Source organism: Pseudomonas sp. AC239 (assembly GCF_979258545.1).
The window spans coordinates 2,186,623-2,210,735 of record NZ_OZ409864.1 but is presented as its reverse complement, the minus strand read 5'-3'; the positions used below and the strand labels follow the sequence as shown (position 1 = coordinate 2,210,735).

Genomic DNA, 24,113 nt, shown 5'->3' with positions numbered 1-24,113 from the left:
AGCCTTGCAGACCCGCTCCTACAAATCACCGATCACTTGGTGGCGGTGCCATCCGGTACGAACACGTAACCCACGCCCCAGACGGTCTGGATGTAACGCGGTTTCGACGGATCGGGTTCGATCATCCGGCGCAGACGCGAAATCTGCACGTCGATGGAACGCTCCAGCGCATCCCATTCGCGGCCACGGGCGAGGTTCATCAGCTTGTCACGGGTCAGCGGCTGACGCGCGTTCATCACCAGCGCCTTGAGTACCGCGAACTCACCGGTGGTGAGCATGTGCACTTCATCGCCACGCTTGAGTTCGCGGGTGGCCAGCGACAACACGTAATCACCGAAGGTGACGTTTTCGTCTTCGCTGCCCGGTGCGCCCGGTACCGGTGCGGCCTGACGGCGCAATACCGCTTTGACCCGCGCCATCAGCTCGTCAGGGTTGAACGGCTTGGCCAGGTAATCGTCGGCGCCCAGTTCAAGGCCTTTGATGCGGCTCAGCTCATCGCCCTTGGCGGTGAGCATGATGATCGGAATCTGGTTGTTCGCGCCGCGCAGGCGGCGGCACGCGGTCAGGCCGTCTTCGCCTGGCAGCATCAGGTCGAGGACGACCAGATTGAACACTTCACGCGCCAGCAGACGGTCCATCTGCTCGGTGTTCGGAACGGTACGGGCACGGTAGCCCTTGCTGACGAAGAAACGCTCCAGCAGGCTGCTCAGCCCCGGATCGTCATCAACGATTAGAATTTTTTCGCCTTCAGCCGTTTGTGCAGTGCTGCTCATTGGATGCTCCTTTTAGCTCGGCGCGCATTATGGCGTAGCTGCCGTTATACGCACCGTGTGCATTGTTAGCAGATTTTTCCTTCACTGCCAGAAAACCGGGGTTTATGCCTACAGGCTGCAACGCCCCCGAATGACAGAACGCTGGTTATAATGCGCGGCGTTTTGCGCCAGGCAACGTCTGAATCGTTACCGTAAGTGGCCGGTATTTTTTCCGGCCCTGTGCAGCAACTGTTCGATTTTACGGGTCAATGGGCTGCCTCTTGATCCAGGCAGCGGCAATCTACTAGCCGCTCAATCAGCCTCCAGGCCTTTATCTGCGTGCCTGAGAGCCTGCTTTCAAACTATGTCAGGTGGTTTTATGGACAGCATCAACAGCCGCATTGCCGAGGAACTCGGCGTACGCCCACAACAGGTCGAAGCGGCCGTCGCGCTACTCGATGAAGGTTCTACCGTTCCCTTCATCGCCCGTTACCGGAAAGAAGTCACCGGCAGCCTCGATGACACCCAGTTGCGTCATCTGGAAGAGCGCCTGCGCTACCTGCGAGAACTCGACGAACGGCGCATCAGCATCCTCGCCAGCATCGAAGAGCAAGGCAAACTCACTCCTGCCCTCGAGCGCGACATCAAGCTCGCCGACACCAAAACCCGTCTCGAAGACTTGTACCTGCCGTACAAGCAGAAGCGCCGCACCAAGGGCCAGATCGCCCTCGAGGCCGGCCTCGGCGAACTGGCCGACGGCTTGTTCAACGACCCGAACCTGTCGCCGGAAACCGAAGCTGCGCGCTTCGTCGACGCCGAAAAAGGCGTGGCCGATGTCAAGGCTGCACTGGAAGGCGCCAAGTACATCCTGATGGAGCGCTTCGCCGAGGACGCCAGCCTGCTGGAAAAGCTGCGCAATTTCCTCAAGCAGGAAGCGATCCTCAGTGCCCGCGTCATCGCCGGCAAGGAAGAGGAAGGCGCCAAATTCCGCGATTATTTCGAGCACGACGAGCCGCTGAAAAGCATGCCGTCGCACCGCGCCCTCGCCATTTTCCGCGGCCGCAATGAAGGCATTCTCAGCTCCGCACTGAAAGTCGGCGATGAGCTGCCCAGCACCATGCACCCGTGCGAAGGCATGATCGGCCAGCAGTTCGGCATCCAGAACCAGAACCGCCCGGCGGACAAGTGGCTGGGCGAAGTGGTGCGCTGGACCTGGAAGGTCAAGCTCTACACCCACTTGGAAACCGACCTGCTGGGCGAGCTGCGCGACGGTGCCGAAACCGAAGCGATCAACGTCTTCGCGCACAACCTGCACGACCTGCTGCTGGCCGCTCCGGCCGGCCCGCGCGCGACCCTGGGCCTCGACCCGGGCCTGCGTACCGGCTGCAAGGTGGCCGTGGTCGACTCGACCGGCAAGCTGCTCGATCACGCCACGGTTTACCCGCATGTACCGCATAACAAGTGGGATCAGACCATCGCCATTCTCGCCGCCCTGTGCGCCAAGCACTCGGTGGATCTGATCGCCATCGGCAATGGCACTGCCAGCCGTGAGACCGACAAGCTGGCGATCGAGCTGATCAAAAAATACCCAGCGATGAAAATGACCAAGGTCATGGTGTCCGAAGCCGGCGCCTCGGTGTACTCGGCCTCGGAACTGGCGGCCAAGGAATTCCCGGACCTCGACGTGTCGATCCGTGGCGCCGTGTCGATCGCCCGTCGCTTGCAGGATCCGCTGGCCGAACTGGTGAAAATCGATCCGAAATCCATCGGTGTCGGCCAATACCAGCACGACGTCTCGCAACTGAAACTGGCGCGCGGTCTGGATGCTGTGGTCGAGGATTGCGTGAACGCCGTGGGCGTGGATGTGAATACCGCCTCCGTGGCGTTGCTGGCACGGATCTCCGGGCTCAACGCAACGCTGGCGCAGAACATCGTTGCTCACCGTGACGAACATGGCGCATTCAAAACCCGTGCAGCACTGAAGAAAGTCGCGCGCCTGGGCGAAAAAACCTTCGAACAGGCCGCCGGTTTCTTGCGCGTAATGAACGGCGACAACCCGCTGGATTCCTCGGCGGTGCACCCGGAAGCCTATCCGCTGGTGCAGCGCATTGCCGCTGAAACCGACCGCGACATCCGCTCGCTGATCGGCGATGCCGCGTTTCTCAAGCGTCTGGATCCGAAGAAATTCACCGATGAAACCTTCGGTCTGCCCACCGTGACCGACATCCTGCAAGAACTGGAAAAACCCGGTCGCGATCCACGTCCGGAGTTCAAGACTGCCGAGTTCCAGGAAGGCGTCGAAGACCTCAAGGACCTGCAACTGGGGATGATCCTTGAAGGCGTGGTGACCAACGTTACGGCGTTCGGTGCGTTCGTTGACATCGGCGTGCATCAGGATGGTCTGGTGCACATCTCGGCGCTCTCGGAGAAGTTCATCAAGGACCCACGCGAAGCGGTCAAGGCCGGTGACGTGGTGAAAGTGAAGGTCATGGAAGTCGACATTCCGCGCAAACGCGTCGGCCTGTCGATGCGCATGAGCGACACGCCGGGCGAGAAGGTCGACGGCGCCCGTGGCTCGCGTCCGGGCTCGGCACCGCGCCAGTCTTCGGGCAACGCGCCACGCAAGGAAACTGCGACCGCCGCACCGGTGAACAACGCGATGGCCTCGCTGTTCGCCAACGCCAAGCAGTTGAAGAAACGCTGATGGACATGCCGGCCGGGCTCGTCGAGAGCGCGTTTTTCAAGCTGTTGGGCTGCCGCCTGCACAGCCTCGACACCGGGGTGGCGCAAGTCGCCCTGGTGCTTGAGCCCGAACTGCGCAACCGTGGCGGCAAATTGCACGGCGGCGCGCTGTTCAGCCTGGTCGACATTGCCATGGGCCTGGCTTGCTCCAGCAGCCTGGCTTCGATCAGCAGAGCGCGACCATCGAATGCAAGATCAACTACATCCGCGCCGTTTCCGAGGGCGAGGTGCTGTGCACGGCGCGGGTGATTCATCCGGGCCGGCGCACGCTGGTGGTCGAAGCCGAGGTGATGCAGGGCGACAAACTGGTCGCAAAAGCGCAAGGCACCTTCGCTGTCCTGTAGATGTTGCTCATCATTTTGAGTTAATTTCGGCGCAACGAATCCTGCAGGAGCTGCCGCAGGCTGCGATCTTTTGATCTTGTGTTGAAAAACAAAATCAAAAGATCGCAGCCTTCGGCAGCTCCTACGGGTTATGTGTGCGGCTGACAGGCTAGAAAACCAGGCGATAACGCCAGTTTCAACTTCACCCTTGTAGACCGTCCTGCCCACCCCCATATTGGGGCGACTGACGCGTGAAGGAATCCAAATTGAGCGAACTTCTCAACCGCCGCCTGGCTCTGCTTGGCGAGCGCGCTAACCTCTCTCTGCTCAAGCAGTGCCTGCACGGTATCGAACGTGAATGCCTGCGCGTGACCAGTGAAGGTAGCCTGGCGCAAACGCCGCACCCCGAAGCCCTGGGTTCCGCGCTGACCAACGAACAGATCACCACCGACTACTCCGAGTCGCTGCTGGAATTCATCACGCCTGCCCTGCCGGATCCTGCCGACACGCTGGCGAGCCTGGACAAGATTCATCGCTTTGCCTACAGCAAACTCGGCAACGAGTACCTGTGGAGTCCATCGATGCCGTGCCCGTTGCCGGCCGAGGAAGACATTCCGATCGCCTATTACGGCACCTCCAACATCGGTCAGCTCAAGTACGTCTACCGCAAGGGCCTGGCCCTGCGTTACGGCAAGACCATGCAATGCATTGCCGGGATTCACTACAACTTCTCCCTGCCGGAACAGCTTTGGCCATTGCTGCGCGAAGCCGAAGGTTTCGTCGGCACTGACCGCGATTTCCAGTCAGTGTCCTATATCGCCCTGATCCGCAACTTCCGTCGCTACAGCTGGCTGCTGATGTACCTGTTCGGTGCTTCGCCGGCGCTGGACGCCGGTTTCCTGCGCGGGCGTTCGCATCAGCTCGAACAACTCGATCCGGACACCCTCTATCTGCCGTACGCCACCAGCCTGCGCATGAGCGATCTCGGTTATCAGAGCAACGCCCAGGCCGGCCTGACACCGTGCTACAACGATCTGGCGAGCTATACCGACAGCCTGCGCGAAGCCGTGGCCACGCCGTACGCGCCGTATGTGGAAGTCGGCACGCACAAGGATGGCGAGTGGGTGCAGCTCAACACCAACATCCTGCAGATCGAAAACGAGTACTACTCCAACATCCGCCCGAAACGCGTGACCTACACCGGCGAGCGGCCGATCCAGGCGCTGATGGCGCGCGGCATTCAGTACGTCGAAGTGCGCTGCCTGGACATCAACCCGTTCCTGCCGATGGGCATCGATATCACCGAGTCGCGCTTCATCGACGCCTTCCTGCTGTATTGCGCGCTGAACGACAGCCCGCTGCTGACCAACACTTCGTGCGGCAACGCCACCTCGAACTTCCTCAGCGTGGTCAAGGAAGGTCGCCGTCCGGGCCTGCAATTGCAGCGTGACGGTCAGCCGGTCGAGATGAAGCAGTGGGCGGCCGAGCTGCTTGAGCAGATCGCTCCGCTGGCGGCGATGCTTGATCAGAGCGTTGGCGGTGATGCCCACAGCAAGGCGCTGGATGCGCAACTGGCCAAGGTCAACGACCCGTCGTTGACGCCATCGGCGCAGGTGTTGGCCGCCATGGCCGAGCACAAGGAAAGCTTTGCGCAGTTCTCCCTGCGTCAGAGCCAGGCCCATGCCGAGTTCTTCCGCAGCGAGCCGTTGGTAGCTGACGAGCAAGCGAAGTTTGAAGAACTGGCGCGCGCGTCGCTGGCGCAGCAGACCGAGCTTGAGCAGAACGAAGTCGGCGATTTCGACGTGTTTGTTGGTGCGTATCAGGCGAGTATCCTCGCCATCAGCAACTGATATAGAAGGTCCTTCGGCCCTTTTCGCGAGCAGGCTCGCTCCCACAGAGGAATTCGGTCTCCCCTGTGGGAGCGAGCCTGCTCGCGAATGATCGCTGCGCTTGGATTTTCCGCTCATAAGCTCATTCGAAAAAGTTATTTATTTTTGAATTCTTAGATCATTTAGTCTCCTTTCACGCCGACATTCGGTCGCCTGATCTGGAGCTCTCAATTGAAACTGAATTTCCCGCTTCGCCTGCTCGCCGCCGCCTCGCTGGCCGCTGCAAGCTTCCTCGCCCAGGCGGCCGACCTCACCGTTGCCTACCAGACTACCGTCGACCCGGCCAAAGTCGCTCAGGCCGACGGCGCCTACGAGAAAGCTACCAAGGCCGATATCAGCTGGCGCAAGTTCGATAACGGCGCCGACATCATCGCCGCCATCGCGTCCGGCGATGTGCAGATCGGCTACCTCGGTTCGAGTCCACTGACCGCCGCGATCACCCGCAAGGTACCGGTAGAAACCTTCCTGATTGCCACGCAGATCGGCGCCGCTGAAGCACTGGTCGCGCGCGACGGTTCCGGCATCAAAACGCCGCAGGATCTGATCGGCAAGAAAATCGCCGTGCCGTTCGTGTCCACCGGGCATTACAGCCTGCTCGCCGCGCTCAAGCACTGGAACATCGATCCGTCGAAAGTCACGGTGCTCAACCTCGCGCCGCCAGCGATCATCGCCGCGTGGAAACGCGGCGACATCGACGCCACTTACGTGTGGGATCCGGCACTGGGCGTGGCCAAGGAAAACGGCAAAGTGCTGATCACCTCCGGCGAGCTGGCCAAGTTCGGCGCGCCGACTTTCGATGCGTGGATCGTGCGCAAGGACTTCGCCGAGATGCATCCGGAAATCGTCACCGCGTTCGCCAAGGTCACCCTTGACGCCTACGCCGACTACCGCAAAGACCCGAAAGCGTGGCTGGCGAATCAGTCCAACGTCGACAAGCTGGTCAAACTGTCCGGCGCCAAGGCCAGCGACATCCCGTTGCTGCTGCAGGGCAACGTCTACCCGCTGGCGGCGGATCAGGTCAGTGACCTCGGCGCGCCGACCACCAAAGCGATCACCGACACCGCTGCGTTCCTCAAGGAGCAGGGCAAGGTCGAAGCCGTGCTGCCGGACTACGCGCCGTACGTCAGCGCCAAATACATCACCAACTGAACCGGAGATCACAGCGATGGCCTTGCTACAGCTGGAGCGCATCAGCGCACAGTACCCGGGCAGCCCGGAGCCGGTGCTGGCGGATATTTCTCTGACCCTGGGGCCGCAGCAGTTGCTGGTCGCCCTCGGCCCGTCCGGCAGTGGCAAGACTTCGCTGTTGAACCTGATTGCCGGTTTCGTCGAACCGAGTGCCGGGCGCATCACCCTTGATGGCGTGCCGGTCAAAGGCCCGAGCGCCGAGCGCGGCGTGGTGTTTCAGGACGATGCCTTGCTGCCTTGGCAGGACGTGCTGGCCAACGTTGCCTTCGGCCTCGAGCTGGCCGGTGTCGGCAAGGACAAGCGGGAAAAAATCGCCCGGGAAATGCTCGCGCTGGTCGATCTCGCCGGTTTCGAAGACCGGCGCATCTGGCAATTGTCCGGTGGCCAGAAACAACGCGTCGGCCTCGCCCGCGCCCTCGCCGCCGACCCGCGCGTGTTGCTGATGGACGAGCCGTTCGGTGCGCTTGATGCATTCACTCGCGAGCAGATGCAGGAGCTGTTGCTGCAAGTCTGGCAGCGCACTGCCAAGCCGGTTTTTCTGATTACCCACGACATTGAAGAAGCGGTGTTCCTCGCCACGGACCTGATTCTGCTGGCGCCGAATCCGGGGCAGATCGTTGAGCGCCTGCAATTGGATTTTGGTCAGCGTTATGCCGCTGGCGAGTCGGCCCGTGCGATCAAATCCGATCCGCGCTTTATCGAAACCCGCGAGCACGTGCTGAGCAAAGTCTTCTCGCAACGCAGCGCCGTACCCCGGCAGGAGCGCGCATGAGCAGTTATGACGTAATCGCTGCGGCGGTGAAAACACCTTCGGTGAGCATCCCGGTGCGCCGCAGCCTCAGCACTCGCTGGATCAGCCTGCTGACGCTGTTCGGCCTCTTGGCGATCTGGTGGGCGGTGACCGCGACCGGCGTGATCGAACCGTTGTTCTTGCCACCGCCTTCTGCCGTGCTGCAAAAAGGCTGGTTACTCGCGACCTCGGGATACATGGATTCGACGCTGTGGCAGCACCTGGGCGCCAGCCTCAGCCGCATCGGTCTGGGCCTCGCTTTTGCGATTCTGACCGCCGTGCCGGTGGGCATTGCCATCGGCGCCAATCGCATCGCCCGTGGTGTGCTCGATCCGCTGATCGAGTTCTACCGCCCGATCCCGCCGCTGGCGTATCTGCCGCTGATCGTGATCTGGTGCGGCATCGGCGAGTTGTCGAAAGTGCTGCTGATCTACTTGGCGATTTTTGCGCCGATTGCAATTGCCACCGCGACGGGTGTGCGCACGGTTGATCCGGCAAAACTGCGCGCGGCGCAGTCGTTGGGCGCGTCGCGCGTGCAGTTGATTCGTCATGTGATTTTGCCGAGCGCTCTGCCGGACATTCTCACCGGCGTGCGCATTGGTCTGGGCGTCGGCTGGTCGACCCTGGTCGCCGCTGAACTGATCGCGGCCACCAGCGGCCTGGGCTTCATGGTGCAGTCGGCCGCGCAATTCCTGGTCACCGATGTGGTGGTGCTGGGAATTCTGGTCATCGCCCTGATCGCCTTCGCCATGGAAATGGGCCTGCGCGCGTTGCAGCGCAGACTGGTGCCATGGCACGGCCAGGCGCACTAAATCGCTTTGTGAAAATTCCCCTGCTCGCGAAAGCGTCAGATCAGTCACTGCACTGTCGCCTGACACTCTGCATTCGCGAGCAGGCTCGCTCCCACAAAAGCATGACACTCCGAATTCGAAGAGAACGACCATGAGCACCCTCAACATCACCCCGTTAAGCTCGGCCCTCGGTGCGCAGATCAGCGGCGTCGACATCAGCCAGCCGCTGAGCCTGGAGCACCGCGACGCCATCGAGCAGGCGTTGCTCAAATACCAGGTGCTGTTCTTTCGCAACCAGCCGATCGAGCCGGCACAGCAGGCACGCTTCGCGCATTATTTCGGCGACCTGCACATTCATCCGATCTACCCGAACGTGCCGGAACAACCGGAAGTGCTGATCCTCGACACCGCCGTCACCGACGTGCGCGACAACGCAATCTGGCACACCGACGTGACCTTCCTGCCGACGCCGGCAATGGGCGCGGTGCTCAGCGCCAAGTTGCTACCGGAGTTCGGTGGCGACACGCTGTGGGCCAGCGGGATTGCTGCGTATGAAGCGTTGTCGGCGCCGATGAAAAGCCTGCTCGAAGGCCTCACCGCCACCCACGATTTCACTCGTTCGTTTCCGCTCGAGCGCTACGGCAACACGCCTGAAGCGCTGGCGCAGTGGGAAGAGGCACGACGCAAGAATCCACCGCTGTCGCACCCGGTGATTCGCACCCATCCGGTCAGCGGACGGCGCTCGCTGTTCGTCAGTGAAGGGTTCACCTCGAAAATCAACGAGCTCTCGGAAACCGAGAGCGAGGCGATCCTGAAGTTTCTGTTCGCCCACGCGACCCGGCCGGAATTCACTATCCGCTGGCGCTGGCAGAAAGACGACATCGCCTTCTGGGACAACCGCGTGACCCAGCATTACGCGGTGGACGATTACCGCCCGGCGCGGCGGGTGATGCAGCGGGCGACAGTGTTGGGGGATGTGCCGTTCTTCAAGTGATAGCTGATGATCGTTCCCTCGCTCTGCGTGGGAATGCATCAACGGACGCTCCGCGTTCGGCTTTAGCTGGGACGCGGAGCGTCCCGGGCGGCATTCCCACGCAGAGCGTGGGAACGATCCTCTCAGCGGCTTATTCGGCTGTCGAAGGCTTCTCCCAAAGATTGATCCCGCCCTCCTGGGCAAACCGGTCGATCTCCGCCAGCTCTTCAGCGCTGAAATCCAGATTCTTCAACGCCCCCACGTTCTCGATGATCTGCTCCGGCCGGCTCGCGCCGATCAACGCCGAGGTCACTCGTGGATCACGCAGCGTCCACGCCAGTGCCAGTTGCGCCAGACTCTGGCCGCGACGCTGGGCGATCTCGTTCAACGCTCGCACGTGAGCAATATTTTCTTCGGACAAGTGCGAAGCCTGCAACGAACCGCCGCCCGGGCGATTGACTCGCGCATCCGCCGGCACGCCGTTGAGGTACTTGTCGGTAAGCAGACCTTGCGCCAGCGGAGTGAAAGCGATCACGCCCGTGCCGAGCTCATCGGTGGTATCGAGCAGATCCTTTTCCACCCAGCGATTGAGCAGGTTGTACGCCGGTTGATGGATCAACAGCGGCACCTTCCACTCTTTCAGCAGCGCGGCCATTTCGCGGGTTTTCACTCCGGAATAGGACGAGATGCCGATGTACAGCGCCTTGCCCTGCTGCACAGCGGTGGCGAGGGCGCTGGCGGTTTCTTCCAGCGGGGTGTCCGGGTCGAAGCGGTGCGAATAGAAGATATCCACATAGTCGAGGCCGAGGCGTTGCAGGCTCTGGTCGAGGCTGGCCAGCACGTATTTACGCGAACCGCCGCCCTGGCCGTAAGGGCCGGGCCACATGTCCCAACCGGCCTTGCTGGAGATGATCAGCTCGTCGCGATATTGCTTGAAGTCCTCGCGCAGCAGGCGACCGAAATTGATCTCGGCGCTGCCGTAGGGCGGGCCATAGTTGTTGGCCAGATCGAAATGGTTGATGCCCAGATCGAACGCCGTGCGCAGCAAGGCGCGCTGGGTGTCGATCGGTGTGCTGTCACCAAAGTTGTGCCACAGCCCCAGTGACAAGGCCGGCAGCACCAGACCGCTGCGGCCGACGCGGCGGTAGGGAATGGAGTCATAGCGGTTTTCGGCAGCGGTGTAAGTCATCGAATCCTCTCTTGTCTGTTTTTTAGTCATCAGAAACCGGACACCTTTGTGGCGAGGGGATTTATCCCCGATGGGTGGCAAAGCCGCCCCAAAACGTGAAACCTAGGTGAATCAGGTGTACCGAGTGCGCTGGTTTTACGACTGCTTCGCAGCCGAACGGGGATGAATCCCCTCACCACAAAGGCCCCATCAATCATGCGAAGCGGTTTACAGGTCGGGCGAGCCCCAGGTTCTGCCGCAACGTGCGGCCTTCATATTCAGTTCTGAACAAGCCACGCCGTTGCAGTTCCGGTACCACGCCACTGGCGAAATCTTCCAGCCCGCCCGGCAGGTGCGGCACCAGCACGTTGAAGCCATCCGCTGCGCCTTGCTCGAACCATTCCTGCAGGCGATCGGCAATCTGCGCCGGCGTCCCGACCAAGCTGTAATGCCCACGTCCGCCAGCGATCCTGCGCCCGAGTTCGGCGAGGGTCAGATTCTCCCGCCCCGCCAGCTCAGTCAGCAGTTTCTGTCGGCTCCGCTGGCCGCTGTCAGTTAGCGGCAACTCTGGCAGAGGGCCGTCCAGCGGGTACTTCGATAAATCGAAGTTGCCCAGCATACGCCCAAGCAGCGCGACGCCCACCTCCGGTTCGACCAATTGCTGAAACGTTTCACATTTTTCCTGCGCTTCAGCCTCGCTGGCACCGACCACGACAAACATACCGGGCATGATTTTCAGCGAATCGGTGCTGCGCCCGAACCTGGCCAAGCGTCCCTTGATATCAGCATAAAACGCCTGTGCGGCGGCCAACGAAGTCTGCGCGGTGAACACCACTTCAGCGGTTTGTGCGGCCAACTCCCGCCCCGCCTCGGAAGATCCGGCCTGAACAATCACCGGTTGTCCCTGCGGCGAGCGCGCGACATTCAGCGGGCCTTTGACCCGGAAATGTTCACCGACATGGTCGAGCACGTGCAGCTTATGCGGGTGGTAATAGGCGCCGCTGGCCTTGTCGCGGTGGAAGGCATCGTCCTCCCAACTGTCCCAGAGCCCGGTAACCACCTGATGAAATTCGCGGGCACGGCTGTAGCGTTCGGCATGGCCGATGTGTGCATCGCGGCCAAAATTCAGCGCCTCGGCGGCGTTGTCCGAAGTCACCAGATTCCATCCGGCACGTCCGCCCGACAAATGATCGAGCGAAGCAAACTTGCGCGCCACGTGGTACGGCTCGTTGTAACTGGTGGTGGCTGTGGCAATCAGGCCGATGTGCTCGGTCAATGCACTCAGTGCCGAGAGCAAGGTCAGCGGCTCGAAGTGATCGGAGCGCGCCATGCGGCTGGCGATGTCATCGGTCGGTGCGGCGACGCTGTCGGCGACAAACAGCGCATCGAACTTTGCCGCTTCGGCGATCTGTGCCAGACGTTTGTAATGGGCGAAATCCAGCCCCGCATTCGCCGGCACATCCGGATGACGCCACGCCGCTACGTGATGCCCGGTGGCCATGAGAAACGCACCGAGTTTCATCTGCTTGCTCATCTCAGAAATCCTTGCGCAGTTGCACGCCGAAGTAGCGTTCGTCATCCCGTGGCACGGCGCGATAGATGTAGCTGCCGCCGCTGGCCAGCAATGGCGAATAGGACTTGTCGGCGAGGTTCTTGCCGAGCAGCGCGACGCGCCAGCCATTGCTGTAATCGGCCAGGGCGACGCTGGCGTTCCACAGCCCATAGGCGCCCTGTTTGGTATCGGGGTTCTGGCTGATGTCGTACTGCACTTCGCTTTGCCAGCTGTAGTCGGTGCCCAGTTCGATATCGAGACCGTTGTCCAGCGGGATGGTGTAGTCGGCACGCACGTAGCTTTTCCAGTCCGGGCTGAATGGCAGAGGTTTGCCGTCGACGTTGCACGACGCCGCCGCGCCGGCCGGGCAAGCGAACTCGTCGATGCGTGCGCGGGTATAGGCCAGTGCGCCGGAGAACTTCAGTTGCTGGGTGGCTTGCAGGGCGTAGTCGAGTTCGACGCCTTCACTGGTGACGCTGCCGGCGTTGATCAACCGCGTCACCACTTGCCCGGCGACGGTGTCGAAAAAGTTCGCCTGATAGTTGTCGTACTCGCTGTGGAAGATCGCCAGGTTGGTGGTCAGGCGATTGTTCCAGGAAGTGGCTTTGATCCCCGCCTCCCAGGTGTTGGACGTCTCCGGTTTCAGCGCTTCGGTATCGCGCGGTTGCATGTTGAAGAACACGTTGTAGGCCGGGCCTTTGTAACCGCGCGAATAGGTCAGGTAAGTGGTGACGGTATCGCTCAGGTCGTACTGCAAACCGAGGCGGCCGGACCAGCCATCTTCGTCCACCGAGCCTGAGCTGCTGGTCGCCGGTTGAATGCCGCTGACCGTGGTCGCCGACGTGGAGACGCGGCGGTGATCGTATTCCAGATCGTCGTGGGTATAGCGCAGGCCGGCGATGCCGCGAAAGTCCGAAGTGAAGTTCAGCGTGCTCTCGCCAAACACCGCGTGGCTGTCATTGGTGGTGCTGTAATCGGCGACACCACGGTCAGTGCGAGCGGTCGTGGTGAGGGTGCGCTGATAGGTCTCGTCGTCCTTGCCATGCATGTAGAACAGGCCGCCGACGTACTCAAGAAACTCGCCTTTCGGCGAGGCCAGACGCAGCTCTTGCGAGTATTGGTCGAAAGCCAGATCGCCCTTGTCCACCGTGCCGGGAAACGCGGCGGTCACGGTGCCAAGGCGATCGCCATCCTGATACTGGGTGTTGTCCCAGCCGCGCCATGCGGTGATCGACGTCAGGGTGTAATCGCCCAATTGCCAGTCGAGCTGGCCGGACAGGCCTTTGTTGACGTCCTCGATGTGAGAGCGGGTGTCGGTGTTGATGTCGCGGTTGTGGCTGGTCGCATTCACCGGACGCAGCGCGTTGGCGAAGGCCGGCGTCAGCGCTTGGCTGACGACGCCGTTGGGCGCGTCGTCGTGAGACTGCATGTAGTCGGCAATCAGGGTGAAGGTGACGTCGTCGTTCGGGGTGAATTCGAGTTTGCCGCGCACGCCGCGATGATTGTAACCGTTGTCCTCGTGGCCGTTGCGCTGGTTGTCGACATTGCCGTCGTAACTGCCGAACAGCGTGCTGATCGAGCCCTTCAGCGTGTCCGGAATCAGGCTGCCGCCGAGACCGAAACGGGTGCGGCTTTCGTTGCCGCTGTAGTACGACTGATCGATGTAGCCGTGGGTCTCGGCGGACGCTGCTCTGCTGGTGATGTTGAGTACACCGGCCGAGGCGTTCTTGCCGAACAGTGTGCCTTGCGGGCCACGCAGCACTTCGACGCGTTCGAGATCGAGCAGATCCAGCGTGGCCTGACCGGGCCGCGCGTACACCACGCCGTCGATCACTGTCGCCACGGTCGGCTCGACGCCCGGCGAGGTGGAAATGGTGCCGACCCCGCGCACAAACAACGAGGTGTCCTTGTTCGAGGCGCCAGTGCGGAAATTCAGCGAAGGCACTTGCTGAACGATGCTCGCCACGCCGTTACGGTTGTCGCGTTCCAGCTGTTCGCCGTCGAGCACCGAAACCGCCACCGGCACTTTCTGCAGCGATTCTTCACGCCGGGTCGCGGTCACCGTGACCGACTTCAGCGTCGGCTCCTGATCGCTGTTGTCAGCGGCAAACGCCGTGGGCAGCGGCAGCGCCGCCAGCCCGATAAAAATCCATCCCGCCGCGCGAATCGACTGCGTCAGTGTGTGTGGTGCCCCAGGAAAATCACGCATAGGTATCCGCTCGAAAATGGCCCTGAACCACTGTCGTTCTGCGACGACAGTGCCTGAATCTGTCTTGGGCATTCGCTCGAGCGAGTAGCAGACAACGCGATTTGTTAGCGCTAACATCGTCAGTATTGGCGACCCCGGCGTAGAGCGTCCAATACTCAAAAATTACTTTTATATTCGATTTGGTTTTTTAGAGGGATTGACTGTTGAACGACGAAAAACCGCGCAAACGCCGGGGCGCCGGCCGTGTGACGTTGAATGCCGTAGCGCGCGCAGCCGGGGTATCGGCGATTACCGTGTCGCGATATTTCAATCAGCCCGAGCAGGTTTCACCCGAGCGCCGCGAGCGTATTGCGGCGGTGGTCGCCGAGTTGGGTTACGTGCCAAATCTGGTCGCCGGCGGCCTGGCCTCGGCGCGGGGAAAAATCGTCGGCATGGTCATCCCCAACATCTCGGGGCCGATCTTCGCCAACACGATCCAGGGCTTCAGCGACACCCTCAGTCGTCACGGTTATCAACTGTTGCTGGCGTCGAGTTATTTCGATATCGAGCAGGAAGAAAATGCCGTGCGCGCGTTTCTCGGCTGGTCGCCGGCAGCGCTGGTGCTGACCAGCCACTTTCACAGTGCAGGCACCGAGAAAATGCTCGCCGAGGCGGATATTCCAGTGATCGAAACCTGGGATTACCAGCCGGAACGCGGGCCGATGCAGATCGGCTTTTCGCATTTCGAAGTGGGCGTGACAGCGGCAAGGCATCTGTTGGAGAAAGGCTATCAATGCATTGCCTTCGTACAGAACAGCGCGCCGGGGGACTTCAGCGCACTGGAACGCCGCGACGGTTATGCCGCCACTTTGCGCGCCGCTGGCCACGAGCCATGGGTCTTCACCCCGGATGCCGACCGCGCACCGTTCGAAGCTGGCAAACAAGCGATGGACGCCCTGATGATCGCCTCACCCCGCCCGGACGCAATCATCTTCGCCAACGACAACCTCGCCGCCGGCGGCCTCCTCGCCGGACAGCGCGCGGGTCTCAAAATCCCCACAGACTGCGCCGTGCTCGGCTTCGGCGATTACCCGTTTGCCGAGATGCTGTTGCCGAGTCTGAGCACGATCAAACCGCCAGCGCTGGAGATTGGAGTGCTGGCGGCAACGCGGGTGCTGGAAAGCCTTGCGGTATTGCCGAGCGACGAAGTGCAGCGATTGAATCTGTTGCAGTGCCAGGTGATCGAGCGCGAAAGCTCCTGACTTCGCTATACCGACAGCTCGCGCAAGGCGGCCGCCGCGAGAAATCCGGAACGGGATCGATAGCGCTGGTCACGGCGGACTGTCTGGTCAATACGCTCAAGCAACTGCTCCGGCAGCGTGGCGTTAAAACGCACTGACTTGCCGAAATACGGGGTGATATCAAAATCGACCACGCCCCAGATCCCTCCCGCGTAATCCGGGTTATCGAGATGAGCATCAATGTCCCGCACTTGCGGTAACGGCGCGCTGTCGGCGACCAACCCCTCATAGTGAAGCGCCAATGCCTCCTGAGTATTTTCAAACGCCTCGGCGACCGTAGTGCCTGCGGAGAAACAACCCGGGACATCCGGGATGATCACTCCGTAGTCTGAGTCGGCATCCTTGTGCAGAACGACCGGGAATTTCATATGAGTGAGTCCTTCCTCTGACAGGCGCATAAAACGGCCTTCGTTTCCAATGACGGGCCTCATTTCAAGCCCGCCTGTTTCAAAATGCTGTTGATCGTGTTCTTGGGCAGATCGGAATCAGGGTGCTTGATCGTCACCCTTCCTGGCTTGTGCGGATGCTTGTATTGGTGGTGGCTGCCTTTCACCGCCACGAGATACCAACCATCGTCTTCGATCATCCTGATCATTTCCCGACTGCGCATTTCCTTTGCCCTGTTCGACAGCTAGAGCCATTTACTCTAGAGGGCGCAGGAGCCTTTGATACACACGATACACACTCAGATAAAGACTAGCTCACTGAACAATCGCTCGTTTATGGGACAGATCAACGGCAGGCTTGGGCCAGCAAGAAAAACACGTCGCCGGCCATACTCTCTGTAAGGGTCGAAAAATATGTCCAATAGAGATGTGGCGGGACTGGCTATGCTCTAAAGAACACCGAGGTGACCCCTTCGCGAGCAGGCTCGCTCCCACAAGGATTTCCTGTGTACATGAAATTTATGTCCAGCCTGGATCCATGGAGGGAGCGAGCCAGCTCGCGAAAGCGATCCTTCAGGCAATGCACCTCCACCACTCAGAACCCGCTATGCACACCGCCATCATCATCTTCTTCGGCCTGATCCTGCTCGCCCTGATGCTCTACATCGGCGAGCGCATCGGCTTCAGCCGCCAGACCATGGCCTTCGGCTTCGCCGCCCTGTGGCTGGCGTTGACGGTGATTAATGGCGCGGTGGGGGTGGTGCATGCCGGCCAGTCCGTAGGGTCGGAAATAGCGATTGGCAGTGCGGTATTCGGCGTGCCGATGGCGGCAATGGTGTTGTTCATGCTGCTGAGCGCCGAGTCCTGAGCAGACCCGGCGCTCAGCCGTTGGATCAACGCACCAGATGCAGGAACTGCATGTGCCGTTCGTACTGGTCGAGGATGTCGTTGATGATCTGCTCTTTGGTGTAGCCGACCAGATCGTAGTCCTGACTGCCCTCGCTCAAGTGCACTTCGGCGCGGTAGTAGCGACGATTGTTGAGTTGCTTGGAACCCATGCCGCCGCGCGCGAACGATGGCGTGAAGTAGCCGCGCATCTGTACCTGATAGATGAACGGATGCTGCTCGCCGTGGCCGATTTCCAGGCTGACGTTGTCATGCGCCGGATCCGGCTGAGTGACCACGTGCAGGCCTTTTTCGACGAACACGGCGGTCACTTCCTCGATCGCCGGACGCACCGTGCTTTCCATGAAGCGGTACACCTCGTCGCGGGACGGGAAGTGCACGGCCTGACTCAGGCGCTGGCGCCAGCCGCCGGTGCCACGCCGCGAACCGGAGACCGGCGCCAGCGAATGCAGCTGCGCGATCTGCTTCTGCGATTCCAGATAGAACGCCTTGTGCAGGCCCCACATCATCAGCAGCAGAATCAACGAGAACGGCAACGAGGTCAGCACCACCGCCGACTTCAGCGCATCAATGCTGCCGGAGAACAGCAGCGCACTGGTGATCAGCGCGGTCATTGCGCCCCAGAACACCCGCAGCCATTTCGGCCCGTCTTCATCCGGGTTGCCGCCCTTGGCCGACAGGGTCGAGAGCACCACGGTGCCGGAATCCGCAGACGTCACGAAGAACACGAAGCTGATGAACACCGTCACGGCAATGACGGTCTTGCTCCACGGATAGGTTTCCAGCAGCAGATAAATGCTCATCGACGGATTATCGATGGCCGACATACCCAGCGCGCTCATGCCGTGGTTGAGCACTTGATCCAAGGCGCTATTGCCGAAGATCGACATCCACGCCAGGGTGAAACCGAGCGGAATCAACAGCACGCCGAAGACGAATTCACGGATGGTGCGGCCACGGGAAATCCGCGCGATGAACAGGCCCACGAACGGCGACCAAGCGATCCACCAGGCCCAGTAGAACACGGTCCAGCCACCGAGCCAGTCGCTCGGTTTATCGTAGGCGTAAAGATCGAAGCTCTTCATCGGCAACGCGCCGAGGTAGTCGCCGACGTTCTGGATCAGGGTGTTGAGCAGGTGCTGCGTCGGCCCGGCAAACAACACGAACAGCAGCAGCCCGCAGGCCAGCAGCATGTTGATGTCGGACATCACCCGCACGCCTTTATCGACACCGGACACCGCAACGATGATCGCCGCGCCCATCATCAGCGTGATCAGGCCGACCTGAATCCACTGGGTATGGGCGATGCCGAACAGATAATCCAGGCCCGAGTTGAGATGCAGCACACCGAAGCCCATGTCCGCACCGAGGCCGAACACCGTAGCGATGATGCCGAAGCCGTCGACTGCGTAGCCGATCGGGCCGTTGATGCGTTTGCCGATCAGCGGATACAACGCCGAACGCAGGGCCAGCGGCAGATTGTGCCGATAAGCGAAATAGGCCAGCGCCATGCCGACAAAGGCGAACACGCCCCAGCCATGCAGGCCCCAGTGCAGAAACAGAATTTGCATCGCCTGGCGTGCCGCATCGGCAGTACCGGCCTCGCCCTGTGGCGGCTGCAGCATGTGCGTCAGCGGTTCGGAGACACAGAAGAAGAACAGCGTGATGCTGATCCCGGCGGCGAACAGCATGCCGGCCCAGGACAGGTAACTGAATTCGGGCTCGTCGTGGTCGGCACCGAGTTTTATCTTGCCGTAGCCGGATAAGGCGGTGACCACCACGAAGACCAGATACAGGGTCATCGCGAGCATGTAATACCAGCCGACCGTATTGGCCGCCCAGTTTTGCGCTTCCAGCAACCAGGCGCCGGCCTGCTCGGGGATGGCAATGACAACGAGACCAAACAGCAGAATGACCGTCGCGGCGAAGTAGAACACCGGCGGATTCATGCGTACCAGACCGCTGGCGGGGGTGGACGATGCACTCATGAAACGTGCACCTCGAAGGGTTGAAACGTGGCTGAAATGATCGGACTCAGCAAAGGCAAGCCTCCTGTTGTGAGCGGGCAGCGAACCACCGGTTTAACTTGAATGAACGTTCAAGTTAAACATGAATGGGGTGGTAAGGACTAATCGCAGGGCTGGGCGGTAGGTTTCCTACAGCGCCCAAAGAGGGGTATGACGCGGGTTTGGAGAGATTCGTTCACTGATGAATTGGCTTAAGGCCACTACCTTGATCCGGCCTGGAAATCTTTCGCGAGCAGGCTCGCTCCCACATTTGCAACGCATTCCAATTGTGAGCGAGCCTGCTCGCGAAGAGGCCCGATACAACAACACAGATTCAAGACCTACTTCTGCGTCCCATCATCATGCTGCAGATTCGCCTGCGTCAGATTCGCCCCCGCCGGCACGCTGCGCGTCAGCCACACGTTGCCGCCAATGGTCGAACCCTTGCCGATGGTGATCCGTCCGAGAATCGTCGCGCCGGCGTAAATCACTACGTCATCCTCAACGATCGGGTGACGCGGATGGCCCTTCTGCAATTGGCCGTCTTCATCCGCCGGGAAGCGCTTGGCCCCCAGGGTCACCGCCTGATAAATCCGTACCCGCTCACCAATGATCGCGGTTTCGCCAATCACTACACCGGTGCCGTGATCGATAAAGAAACTGCGACCGATCTGCGCGCCCGGGTGGATATCGATGCCCGTCGCCGAATGCGCGATCTCCGCGCTGATCCGCGCCAGCAGCGGCAGCCCGGCACGGTATAAATGGTGCGCCAGGCGATGGTGAATCACCGCGAGAATGCCCGGATAGCACAGCAGCACTTCATCAACGCTGCGTGCCGCCGGGTCGCCGTGATACGCCGCCAGCACATCGGTGTCGAGCAGCGTGCGCAGACCCGGCAACGCGAGAGCGAAATCCTGCACGATCTGGATGGCCCGCGCCTCGACTTCACTGTCGTCCTGCGCGCTGTGACGGGCAACGTAACGCAGCTCCAGGCGCGTCTGCGCCAGCAACGCATTCAACGCAACATCAAGCGTATGGCCGACGTAGAAATCTTCACTTTCTTCACGCAGATCCACAGGCCCCAGACGCATAGGGAACAGCGCGCCACACAGCGCTTCAAGGATTTCCGCCATTGCCGCTCGCGATGGCAATTCGCGCCCACCCTGCTCGCCGGATGCCCGGCCGTTCTGCGCACGCCACTGATCCCGCGCACTGCGCAGCTGGCTGACGATGGTCTGCAATTGCCAATGGCTGGAACGCTCGCTCACGGTAAAGACTCCTTACGGGCGGCCGGACTGTCTGGCCGCGTCAACGGCGCCTACTTTACGGCATGCCTCTACCGACGAATTAAGAACCGATAGTGCTGGCGTCAGTCCATTTGGCTATAAGCGATTGGCGGTTGCCCGGGCAAATGCGCCTGCCTATAGTCCATTCATTCTTCTGCGCCAGTACGGACTCATGATCAAACAACAGCTGCAACGCTTTCCCCGTCTCGAACTGCTGAGCCACCCCACGCCGCTGGAAAAACTCGAACGCCTGTCCGCTTGGCTCGGTCGCGAGGTGTATATCAAGCGCGATGACCTGACGCCGCTGGCAATGGGCGGCAACAAGCTGCGCAAACTCGAATACCTCGCCGCCGACGCGCTCGCGCAAGGCGCTGACACGCTGATCACGGCCGGTGCGTTGCAATCGAACCATGTTCGCCAGACCGCCGCGCTGGCCGCGAAACTCGGCCTGGGCTGTGTGGCGCTGCTGGAAAATCCGCTCGGCACCGACGACAGCAACTACACCGGCAACGGCAACCGCTTGTTGCTGGACCTGTTCGACACCAAGGTCGAACTGGTCGACAACCTCGATAATGCTGACGAACAACTGGCCGCCCTCGCCGCGCGCCTGCGCAGCAACGGCAAGAAGCCGTATCTGGTGCCGATTGGCGGCTCCAACGCGCTCGGTGCTCTGGGTTATGTGCGCGCCGGACTGGAACTGGCTGAGCAGATCAAGGACAGCGGCCTCGATTTCGCCGCTGTGGTGCTGGCTTCAGGCAGTGCCGGTACTCACAGTGGTCTGGGGCTGGCGCTGAGTGAGGCGTTGCCGCAACTGCCGGTGATCGGCGTGACCGTTTCGCGCAGTGAAGAAGACCAGCGGCCGAAGGTCCAGGGTTTGGCCGAACGCACGGCAGAGCTGCTGGGCGTCGAGTTGCCGGCCAGCTTCAAGGTCGAGCTGTGGGACGAATATTTCGGCCCGCGTTATGGCGAGCCGAATGCCGGCACGCTGGCGGCGGTGAAACTGTTGGCGGCTCAGGAAGGTCTGTTGCTTGACCCGGTCTACACCGGAAAGGCCATGGCCGGTCTGCTCGACGGAATCGGCCGGCAGCGCTTCGATGATGGTCCGATAATCTTTCTGCACACCGGTGGCGCGCCGGCGTTGTTTGCCTACAAGGATTTTCTGACAAGATGATCACTGCAGATTGCAGATATCTGTGGCGAGGGGATTTATCCCCGTTGGGTCGCGGAGCGGCCCCTTGCTTTCGCAAGTGAGTACAACGTCGCAGGACTTTGCAACTGTTGTGCAGCCGAACGGGGATAAATCCCCTCGCCACAACTGAACGGGCACATATTCCAAAACTATAAAAGAAACACAATCTAGTATTTTCAAGTCTAAAACAGACATCTTATAGTCTCGCCGCAGGCGAATTTCGGGCGAGACGCTTAAGCTGCTTTAAGGCAGGATAGCGCTGTCGTTCAAATCACCCATTTGCCTACATTCCTTAAGCGTCTTCCATAAGAAAACACAGGGGCTTGTCATGAATTTTTCCGCACTACGTCGCACTCTGCTGGTCGGTTCGCTGGGTCTTGCGCTTAGCGCCGGCCTGATCGGTCAGGCAGTGGCCGGTGAGCAGCTGCAACAGATCAAAGACAAAGGCGTGCTCAACGTCGGCCTGGAAGGCACTTACCCACCGTTCAGCTTCGTCGATGAGAACGGCAAGCTGTCCGGTTTCGAAGTCGAGCTGTCCGAAGCACTGGCGCAGAAGCTCGGCGTCAAGGCCAAGATCCAGCCGACAAAGTGGGACGGCATCCTCGCTGCCCTGGAATCCAAACGTCTGGATCTGGTGGTCAATCAGGTGACCATCTCCGACGAGCGCAAGAAGAAGTATGACTTCTCTGAACCGTACACTGTCTCCGGCATTCAGGCCCTCGTGCTGAAGAGCAAAGAGTCGGCGCTGAACATCAAGACTGCTGCTGACCTGTCGGGCAAGAAGGTCGGTGTCGGCCTGGGTACCAACTACGAGCAGTGGGTCCGCGCCAACGTGCCGGGTGCCGACGTGCGCACCTACGATGATGATCCTACCAAGTTCGCCGACCTCAACAACGGTCGTACCGATGCCATCCTGATCGACCGTCTGGCTGCGCTCGAATATGCCAAGAAAGCCCCGAAAACCGTGGCTGCCGGTGAAGCGTTCTCCCGTCAGGAATCCGGTATCGCCCTGCGCAAAGGCGAGCCGGAACTGCTGGCTGCGGTGAACAAGGCGCTCGACGAACTGCGTACCGACGGCACTCTTGAGAAACTGTCGAAGAAATACTTCAACGCAGACGTCACTAAATAATGGAAGAGGCTTTTCAACTCGCGCTGGATTCCGCGCCCTTTCTGTTGAAGGGCGCGTACTACACGGTAGTCCTCAGCCTTGGCGGGATGTTCTTCGGTCTGCTGCTGGGCTTCGGCCTCGCGCTGATGCGTCTGTCGCGCTTCAAATCAGTCAGTTGGCTGGCACGCATCTATGTGTCGTTTTTTCGTGGCACGCCGTTGCTGGTGCAGCTGTTCGTGATCTATTACGGCTTGCCGCAGTTGGGCATGGAGCTTGATCCGCTGCCGGCAGCGCTGATCGGTTTCTCGCTGAACATGGCCGCCTACGCCTGTGAAATCCTCCGCGCTGCAATCGGTTCGATCGAACGTGGTCAGTGGGAAGCCGCTGCGAGTATCGGCATGACCCGCGCGCAGACCCTGCGCCGGGCCATCCTGCCGCAGGCGATGCGCACGGCTTTGCCGCCGCTGGGCAACAGCTTCATTTCGCTGGTCAAGGACACGGCCCTGGCCGCGACCATTCAGGTGCCGGAGCTGTTCCGTCAGGCGCAGCTGATTACCGCCCGGACTTTCGAAGTCTTCACCATGTATCTTGCCGCCGCACTGATCTACTGGATTCTGGCCACGGTGCTTTCGCACTTGCAGAACAAGTTGGAAGAGCGGGTCAATCGGCACGACCAGGAGTCCTGACGCGATGATTGTCGTGGAAAAACTGACCAAGCAATTCAAGGGTCAGGTCGTGCTCAACGGCATCGACCTTGAGGTAAAGGAAGGCGAAGTCGTCGCGATCATCGGCCCCAGCGGCTCGGGAAAAACGACGTTCCTGCGCTGCCTGAATTTCCTCGAAGAACCCACCAGCGGCCGGATCAAGGTCGGCGATATCGAAATCGATACCCGCCGCCCGCTGAACCAGCAGCAGAGCCTGGTGCGCAATCTGCGCCAGCACGTCGGCTTCGTGTTCCAGAACTTCAACCTGTTCCCCCATCGCACCGCCTTGGAAAACGTCATCGAAGGTCCGATCGTGGTCAAGAAGATGCCGCGCGACCAAGCGATTGCCCTGGGCAAAAAGCTGCTGACCAAAGTGGGGCTTGCCGGCAAGGAGGACGCTTATCCGCGTCGTCTCTCCGGTGGTCAGCAACAGCGCGTGGCGATCGCCCGGGCGCTGGCGATGGAGCCGGAAGTGATTCTGTTCGACGAACCGACCTCCGCGCTCGACCCGGAACTGGTCGGTGAAGTGCTGGCGACCATTCGCGGTCTTGCCGAAGAAAATCGCACCATGGTGATTGTCACCCATGAAATGGGTTTTGCCCGTGACGTGGCCAATCGCGTGGTGTTTTTCGACAAGGGCGTAATTGTTGAACAGGGTGAAGCCAAGGCACTGTTTGCCAACCCGAAAGAAGAACGCACCCAACAGTTTCTCAGCAAGTTTCTGAATCACGCCTGAGAACTTCCTTTGCAAGACCTCTCAACTTCCACGGATGGAAGTTACCTCTCTCCCGTCATTTCAATTTTTCTACTTTTTTACTTGCGGGCGCAAATATACATTGCGCAACGGTCACTCACATCCTCGATGTCGTCA

At 60.6% G+C, this 24,113-nt stretch carries 20 protein-coding genes and 1 pseudogene; 13 read left to right on the top strand and 8 right to left on the bottom strand.

The window, feature by feature from the left end; translation table 11 throughout:
- Positions 1 to 32: 32 nt before the first annotated feature.
- Positions 33 to 773 (bottom strand): osmolarity response regulator transcription factor OmpR, encoded by a 741-nt coding sequence (gene ompR, locus ACZ0AZ_RS10160; protein ID WP_039756430.1) that lies wholly within the window; start codon positions 771 to 773, stop codon positions 33 to 35.
- A gap of 358 nt (positions 774 to 1,131) precedes the next feature.
- Between ompR and ACZ0AZ_RS10155 the strand changes: the two genes are divergently transcribed.
- The 7 genes and pseudogenes from ACZ0AZ_RS10155 (at position 1,132) to tauD (ending at position 9,469) form a co-directional block, all read left to right on the top strand.
- Entirely contained in the window at positions 1,132 to 3,456 is a 2,325-nt protein-coding gene (locus tag ACZ0AZ_RS10155) for a Tex family protein (protein ID WP_463537315.1), read from the top strand.
- Positions 3,456 to 3,838: pseudogene (locus ACZ0AZ_RS10150) on the top strand (PaaI family thioesterase). Before ACZ0AZ_RS10155 ends, ACZ0AZ_RS10150 begins: the two are co-directional and overlap by 1 nt.
- 245 nt (positions 3,839 to 4,083) lie before the next feature.
- On the top strand, positions 4,084 to 5,667 hold the full coding sequence (gshA, locus tag ACZ0AZ_RS10145) for a glutamate--cysteine ligase (protein WP_463537314.1): 1,584 nt from the start codon (positions 4,084 to 4,086) through the stop codon (positions 5,665 to 5,667).
- 210 nt (positions 5,668 to 5,877) lie between these two features.
- Positions 5,878 to 6,855: a taurine ABC transporter substrate-binding protein gene (gene tauA / locus ACZ0AZ_RS10140; protein WP_463537313.1), complete on the top strand. Its 978-nt coding sequence runs from the start codon at positions 5,878 to 5,880 to the stop codon at positions 6,853 to 6,855.
- Positions 6,856 to 6,871: 16 nt separating this feature from the next.
- Positions 6,872 to 7,666: a taurine ABC transporter ATP-binding subunit gene (gene tauB, locus ACZ0AZ_RS10135; protein ID WP_041477476.1), complete on the top strand. Its 795-nt coding sequence runs from the start codon at positions 6,872 to 6,874 to the stop codon at positions 7,664 to 7,666.
- Positions 7,663 to 8,496, top strand: coding sequence for a taurine ABC transporter permease TauC (gene tauC / locus ACZ0AZ_RS10130; protein WP_463537312.1), 834 nt, complete (start codon positions 7,663 to 7,665; stop codon positions 8,494 to 8,496). The genes tauB and tauC overlap by 4 nt, the downstream gene beginning before the upstream one ends.
- A 130-nt stretch (positions 8,497 to 8,626) precedes the next feature.
- A complete protein-coding gene (gene tauD / locus ACZ0AZ_RS10125; protein WP_039756420.1) occupies positions 8,627 to 9,469 on the top strand; it encodes a taurine dioxygenase in 843 nt (280 codons plus the stop codon).
- A 130-nt stretch (positions 9,470 to 9,599) separates the two neighbouring features.
- On the opposite strand, the gene mgrA is transcribed toward tauD, so the two are convergent.
- The 3 genes from mgrA to ACZ0AZ_RS10110 all read right to left on the bottom strand — a co-directional run bounded on the left by mgrA (position 9,600) and on the right by ACZ0AZ_RS10110 (position 14,377).
- Positions 9,600 to 10,637: an L-glyceraldehyde 3-phosphate reductase gene (mgrA, locus tag ACZ0AZ_RS10120; protein WP_039756418.1), complete on the bottom strand. Its 1,038-nt coding sequence runs from the start codon at positions 10,635 to 10,637 to the stop codon at positions 9,600 to 9,602.
- A 193-nt stretch (positions 10,638 to 10,830) separates the two neighbouring features.
- The gene (locus ACZ0AZ_RS10115; protein WP_463537311.1) at positions 10,831 to 12,150 is read right to left on the bottom strand and encodes an LLM class flavin-dependent oxidoreductase; all 1,320 of its coding nucleotides are present in this window, start codon (positions 12,148 to 12,150) and stop codon (positions 10,831 to 10,833) included.
- A 1-nt stretch (position 12,151) separates the two neighbouring features.
- Complete coding sequence (locus ACZ0AZ_RS10110; protein WP_463537310.1) at positions 12,152 to 14,377, bottom strand: TonB-dependent receptor; 2,226 nt, start codon at positions 14,375 to 14,377, stop codon at positions 12,152 to 12,154.
- Between the two features lie 203 nt (positions 14,378 to 14,580).
- On the opposite strand from ACZ0AZ_RS10110, the gene ACZ0AZ_RS10105 reads away from it, so the two are divergent.
- Positions 14,581 to 15,618, top strand: coding sequence for a LacI family DNA-binding transcriptional regulator (locus ACZ0AZ_RS10105; RefSeq protein WP_463537309.1), 1,038 nt, complete (start codon positions 14,581 to 14,583; stop codon positions 15,616 to 15,618).
- A gap of 5 nt (positions 15,619 to 15,623) precedes the next feature.
- On the opposite strand, the gene ACZ0AZ_RS10100 is transcribed toward ACZ0AZ_RS10105, so the two are convergent.
- Together ACZ0AZ_RS10100 and ACZ0AZ_RS10095 are read right to left on the bottom strand one after the other, a co-directional pair.
- A complete protein-coding gene (locus ACZ0AZ_RS10100; protein ID WP_463537308.1) occupies positions 15,624 to 16,088 on the bottom strand; it encodes a type II toxin-antitoxin system HicB family antitoxin in 465 nt (154 codons plus the stop codon).
- Positions 16,085 to 16,267 (bottom strand): type II toxin-antitoxin system HicA family toxin, encoded by a 183-nt coding sequence (locus ACZ0AZ_RS10095; protein ID WP_463537307.1) that lies wholly within the window; start codon positions 16,265 to 16,267, stop codon positions 16,085 to 16,087. The genes ACZ0AZ_RS10100 and ACZ0AZ_RS10095 overlap by 4 nt, the downstream gene beginning before the upstream one ends.
- A 383-nt stretch (positions 16,268 to 16,650) precedes the next feature.
- Here ACZ0AZ_RS10095 and ACZ0AZ_RS10090 point away from each other — a divergent pair, with 383 nt between their 5' ends.
- A complete protein-coding gene (locus tag ACZ0AZ_RS10090) occupies positions 16,651 to 16,911 on the top strand; it encodes a hypothetical protein (protein WP_463537306.1) in 261 nt (86 codons plus the stop codon).
- 25 nt (positions 16,912 to 16,936) lie between these two features.
- Here the strand turns inward: ACZ0AZ_RS10090 and betT are convergent, their stop codons facing one another.
- Together betT and epsC are read right to left on the bottom strand one after the other, a co-directional pair.
- Complete coding sequence (gene betT / locus ACZ0AZ_RS10085) at positions 16,937 to 18,898, bottom strand: choline transporter BetT (protein WP_160768576.1); 1,962 nt, start codon at positions 18,896 to 18,898, stop codon at positions 16,937 to 16,939.
- Between the two features lie 398 nt (positions 18,899 to 19,296).
- Positions 19,297 to 20,223 (bottom strand): serine O-acetyltransferase EpsC, encoded by a 927-nt coding sequence (gene epsC, locus ACZ0AZ_RS10080; RefSeq protein WP_039756411.1) that lies wholly within the window; start codon positions 20,221 to 20,223, stop codon positions 19,297 to 19,299.
- Between the two features lie 190 nt (positions 20,224 to 20,413).
- On the opposite strand from epsC, the gene ACZ0AZ_RS10075 reads away from it, so the two are divergent.
- The 4 genes from ACZ0AZ_RS10075 (at position 20,414) to tcyN (ending at position 23,978) form a co-directional block, all read left to right on the top strand.
- Entirely contained in the window at positions 20,414 to 21,412 is a 999-nt protein-coding gene (locus ACZ0AZ_RS10075) for a D-cysteine desulfhydrase (protein ID WP_463537305.1), read from the top strand.
- Between the two features lie 346 nt (positions 21,413 to 21,758).
- Positions 21,759 to 22,559 carry a cystine ABC transporter substrate-binding protein gene (tcyJ, locus tag ACZ0AZ_RS10070; protein ID WP_129998348.1) on the top strand — a complete coding sequence of 267 codons (801 nt, stop codon included), beginning with the start codon at positions 21,759 to 21,761 and terminating at the stop codon, positions 22,557 to 22,559.
- A complete protein-coding gene (gene tcyL / locus ACZ0AZ_RS10065) occupies positions 22,559 to 23,224 on the top strand; it encodes a cystine ABC transporter permease (RefSeq protein WP_016772200.1) in 666 nt (221 codons plus the stop codon). The genes tcyJ and tcyL overlap by 1 nt, the downstream gene beginning before the upstream one ends.
- Before the next feature lie 4 nt (positions 23,225 to 23,228).
- Positions 23,229 to 23,978, top strand: a complete 750-nt coding sequence (gene tcyN / locus ACZ0AZ_RS10060) for an L-cystine ABC transporter ATP-binding protein TcyN (RefSeq protein ID WP_039756407.1) — start codon at positions 23,229 to 23,231, stop codon at positions 23,976 to 23,978.
- The last annotated feature ends 135 nt before the right edge of the window (positions 23,979 to 24,113 follow it).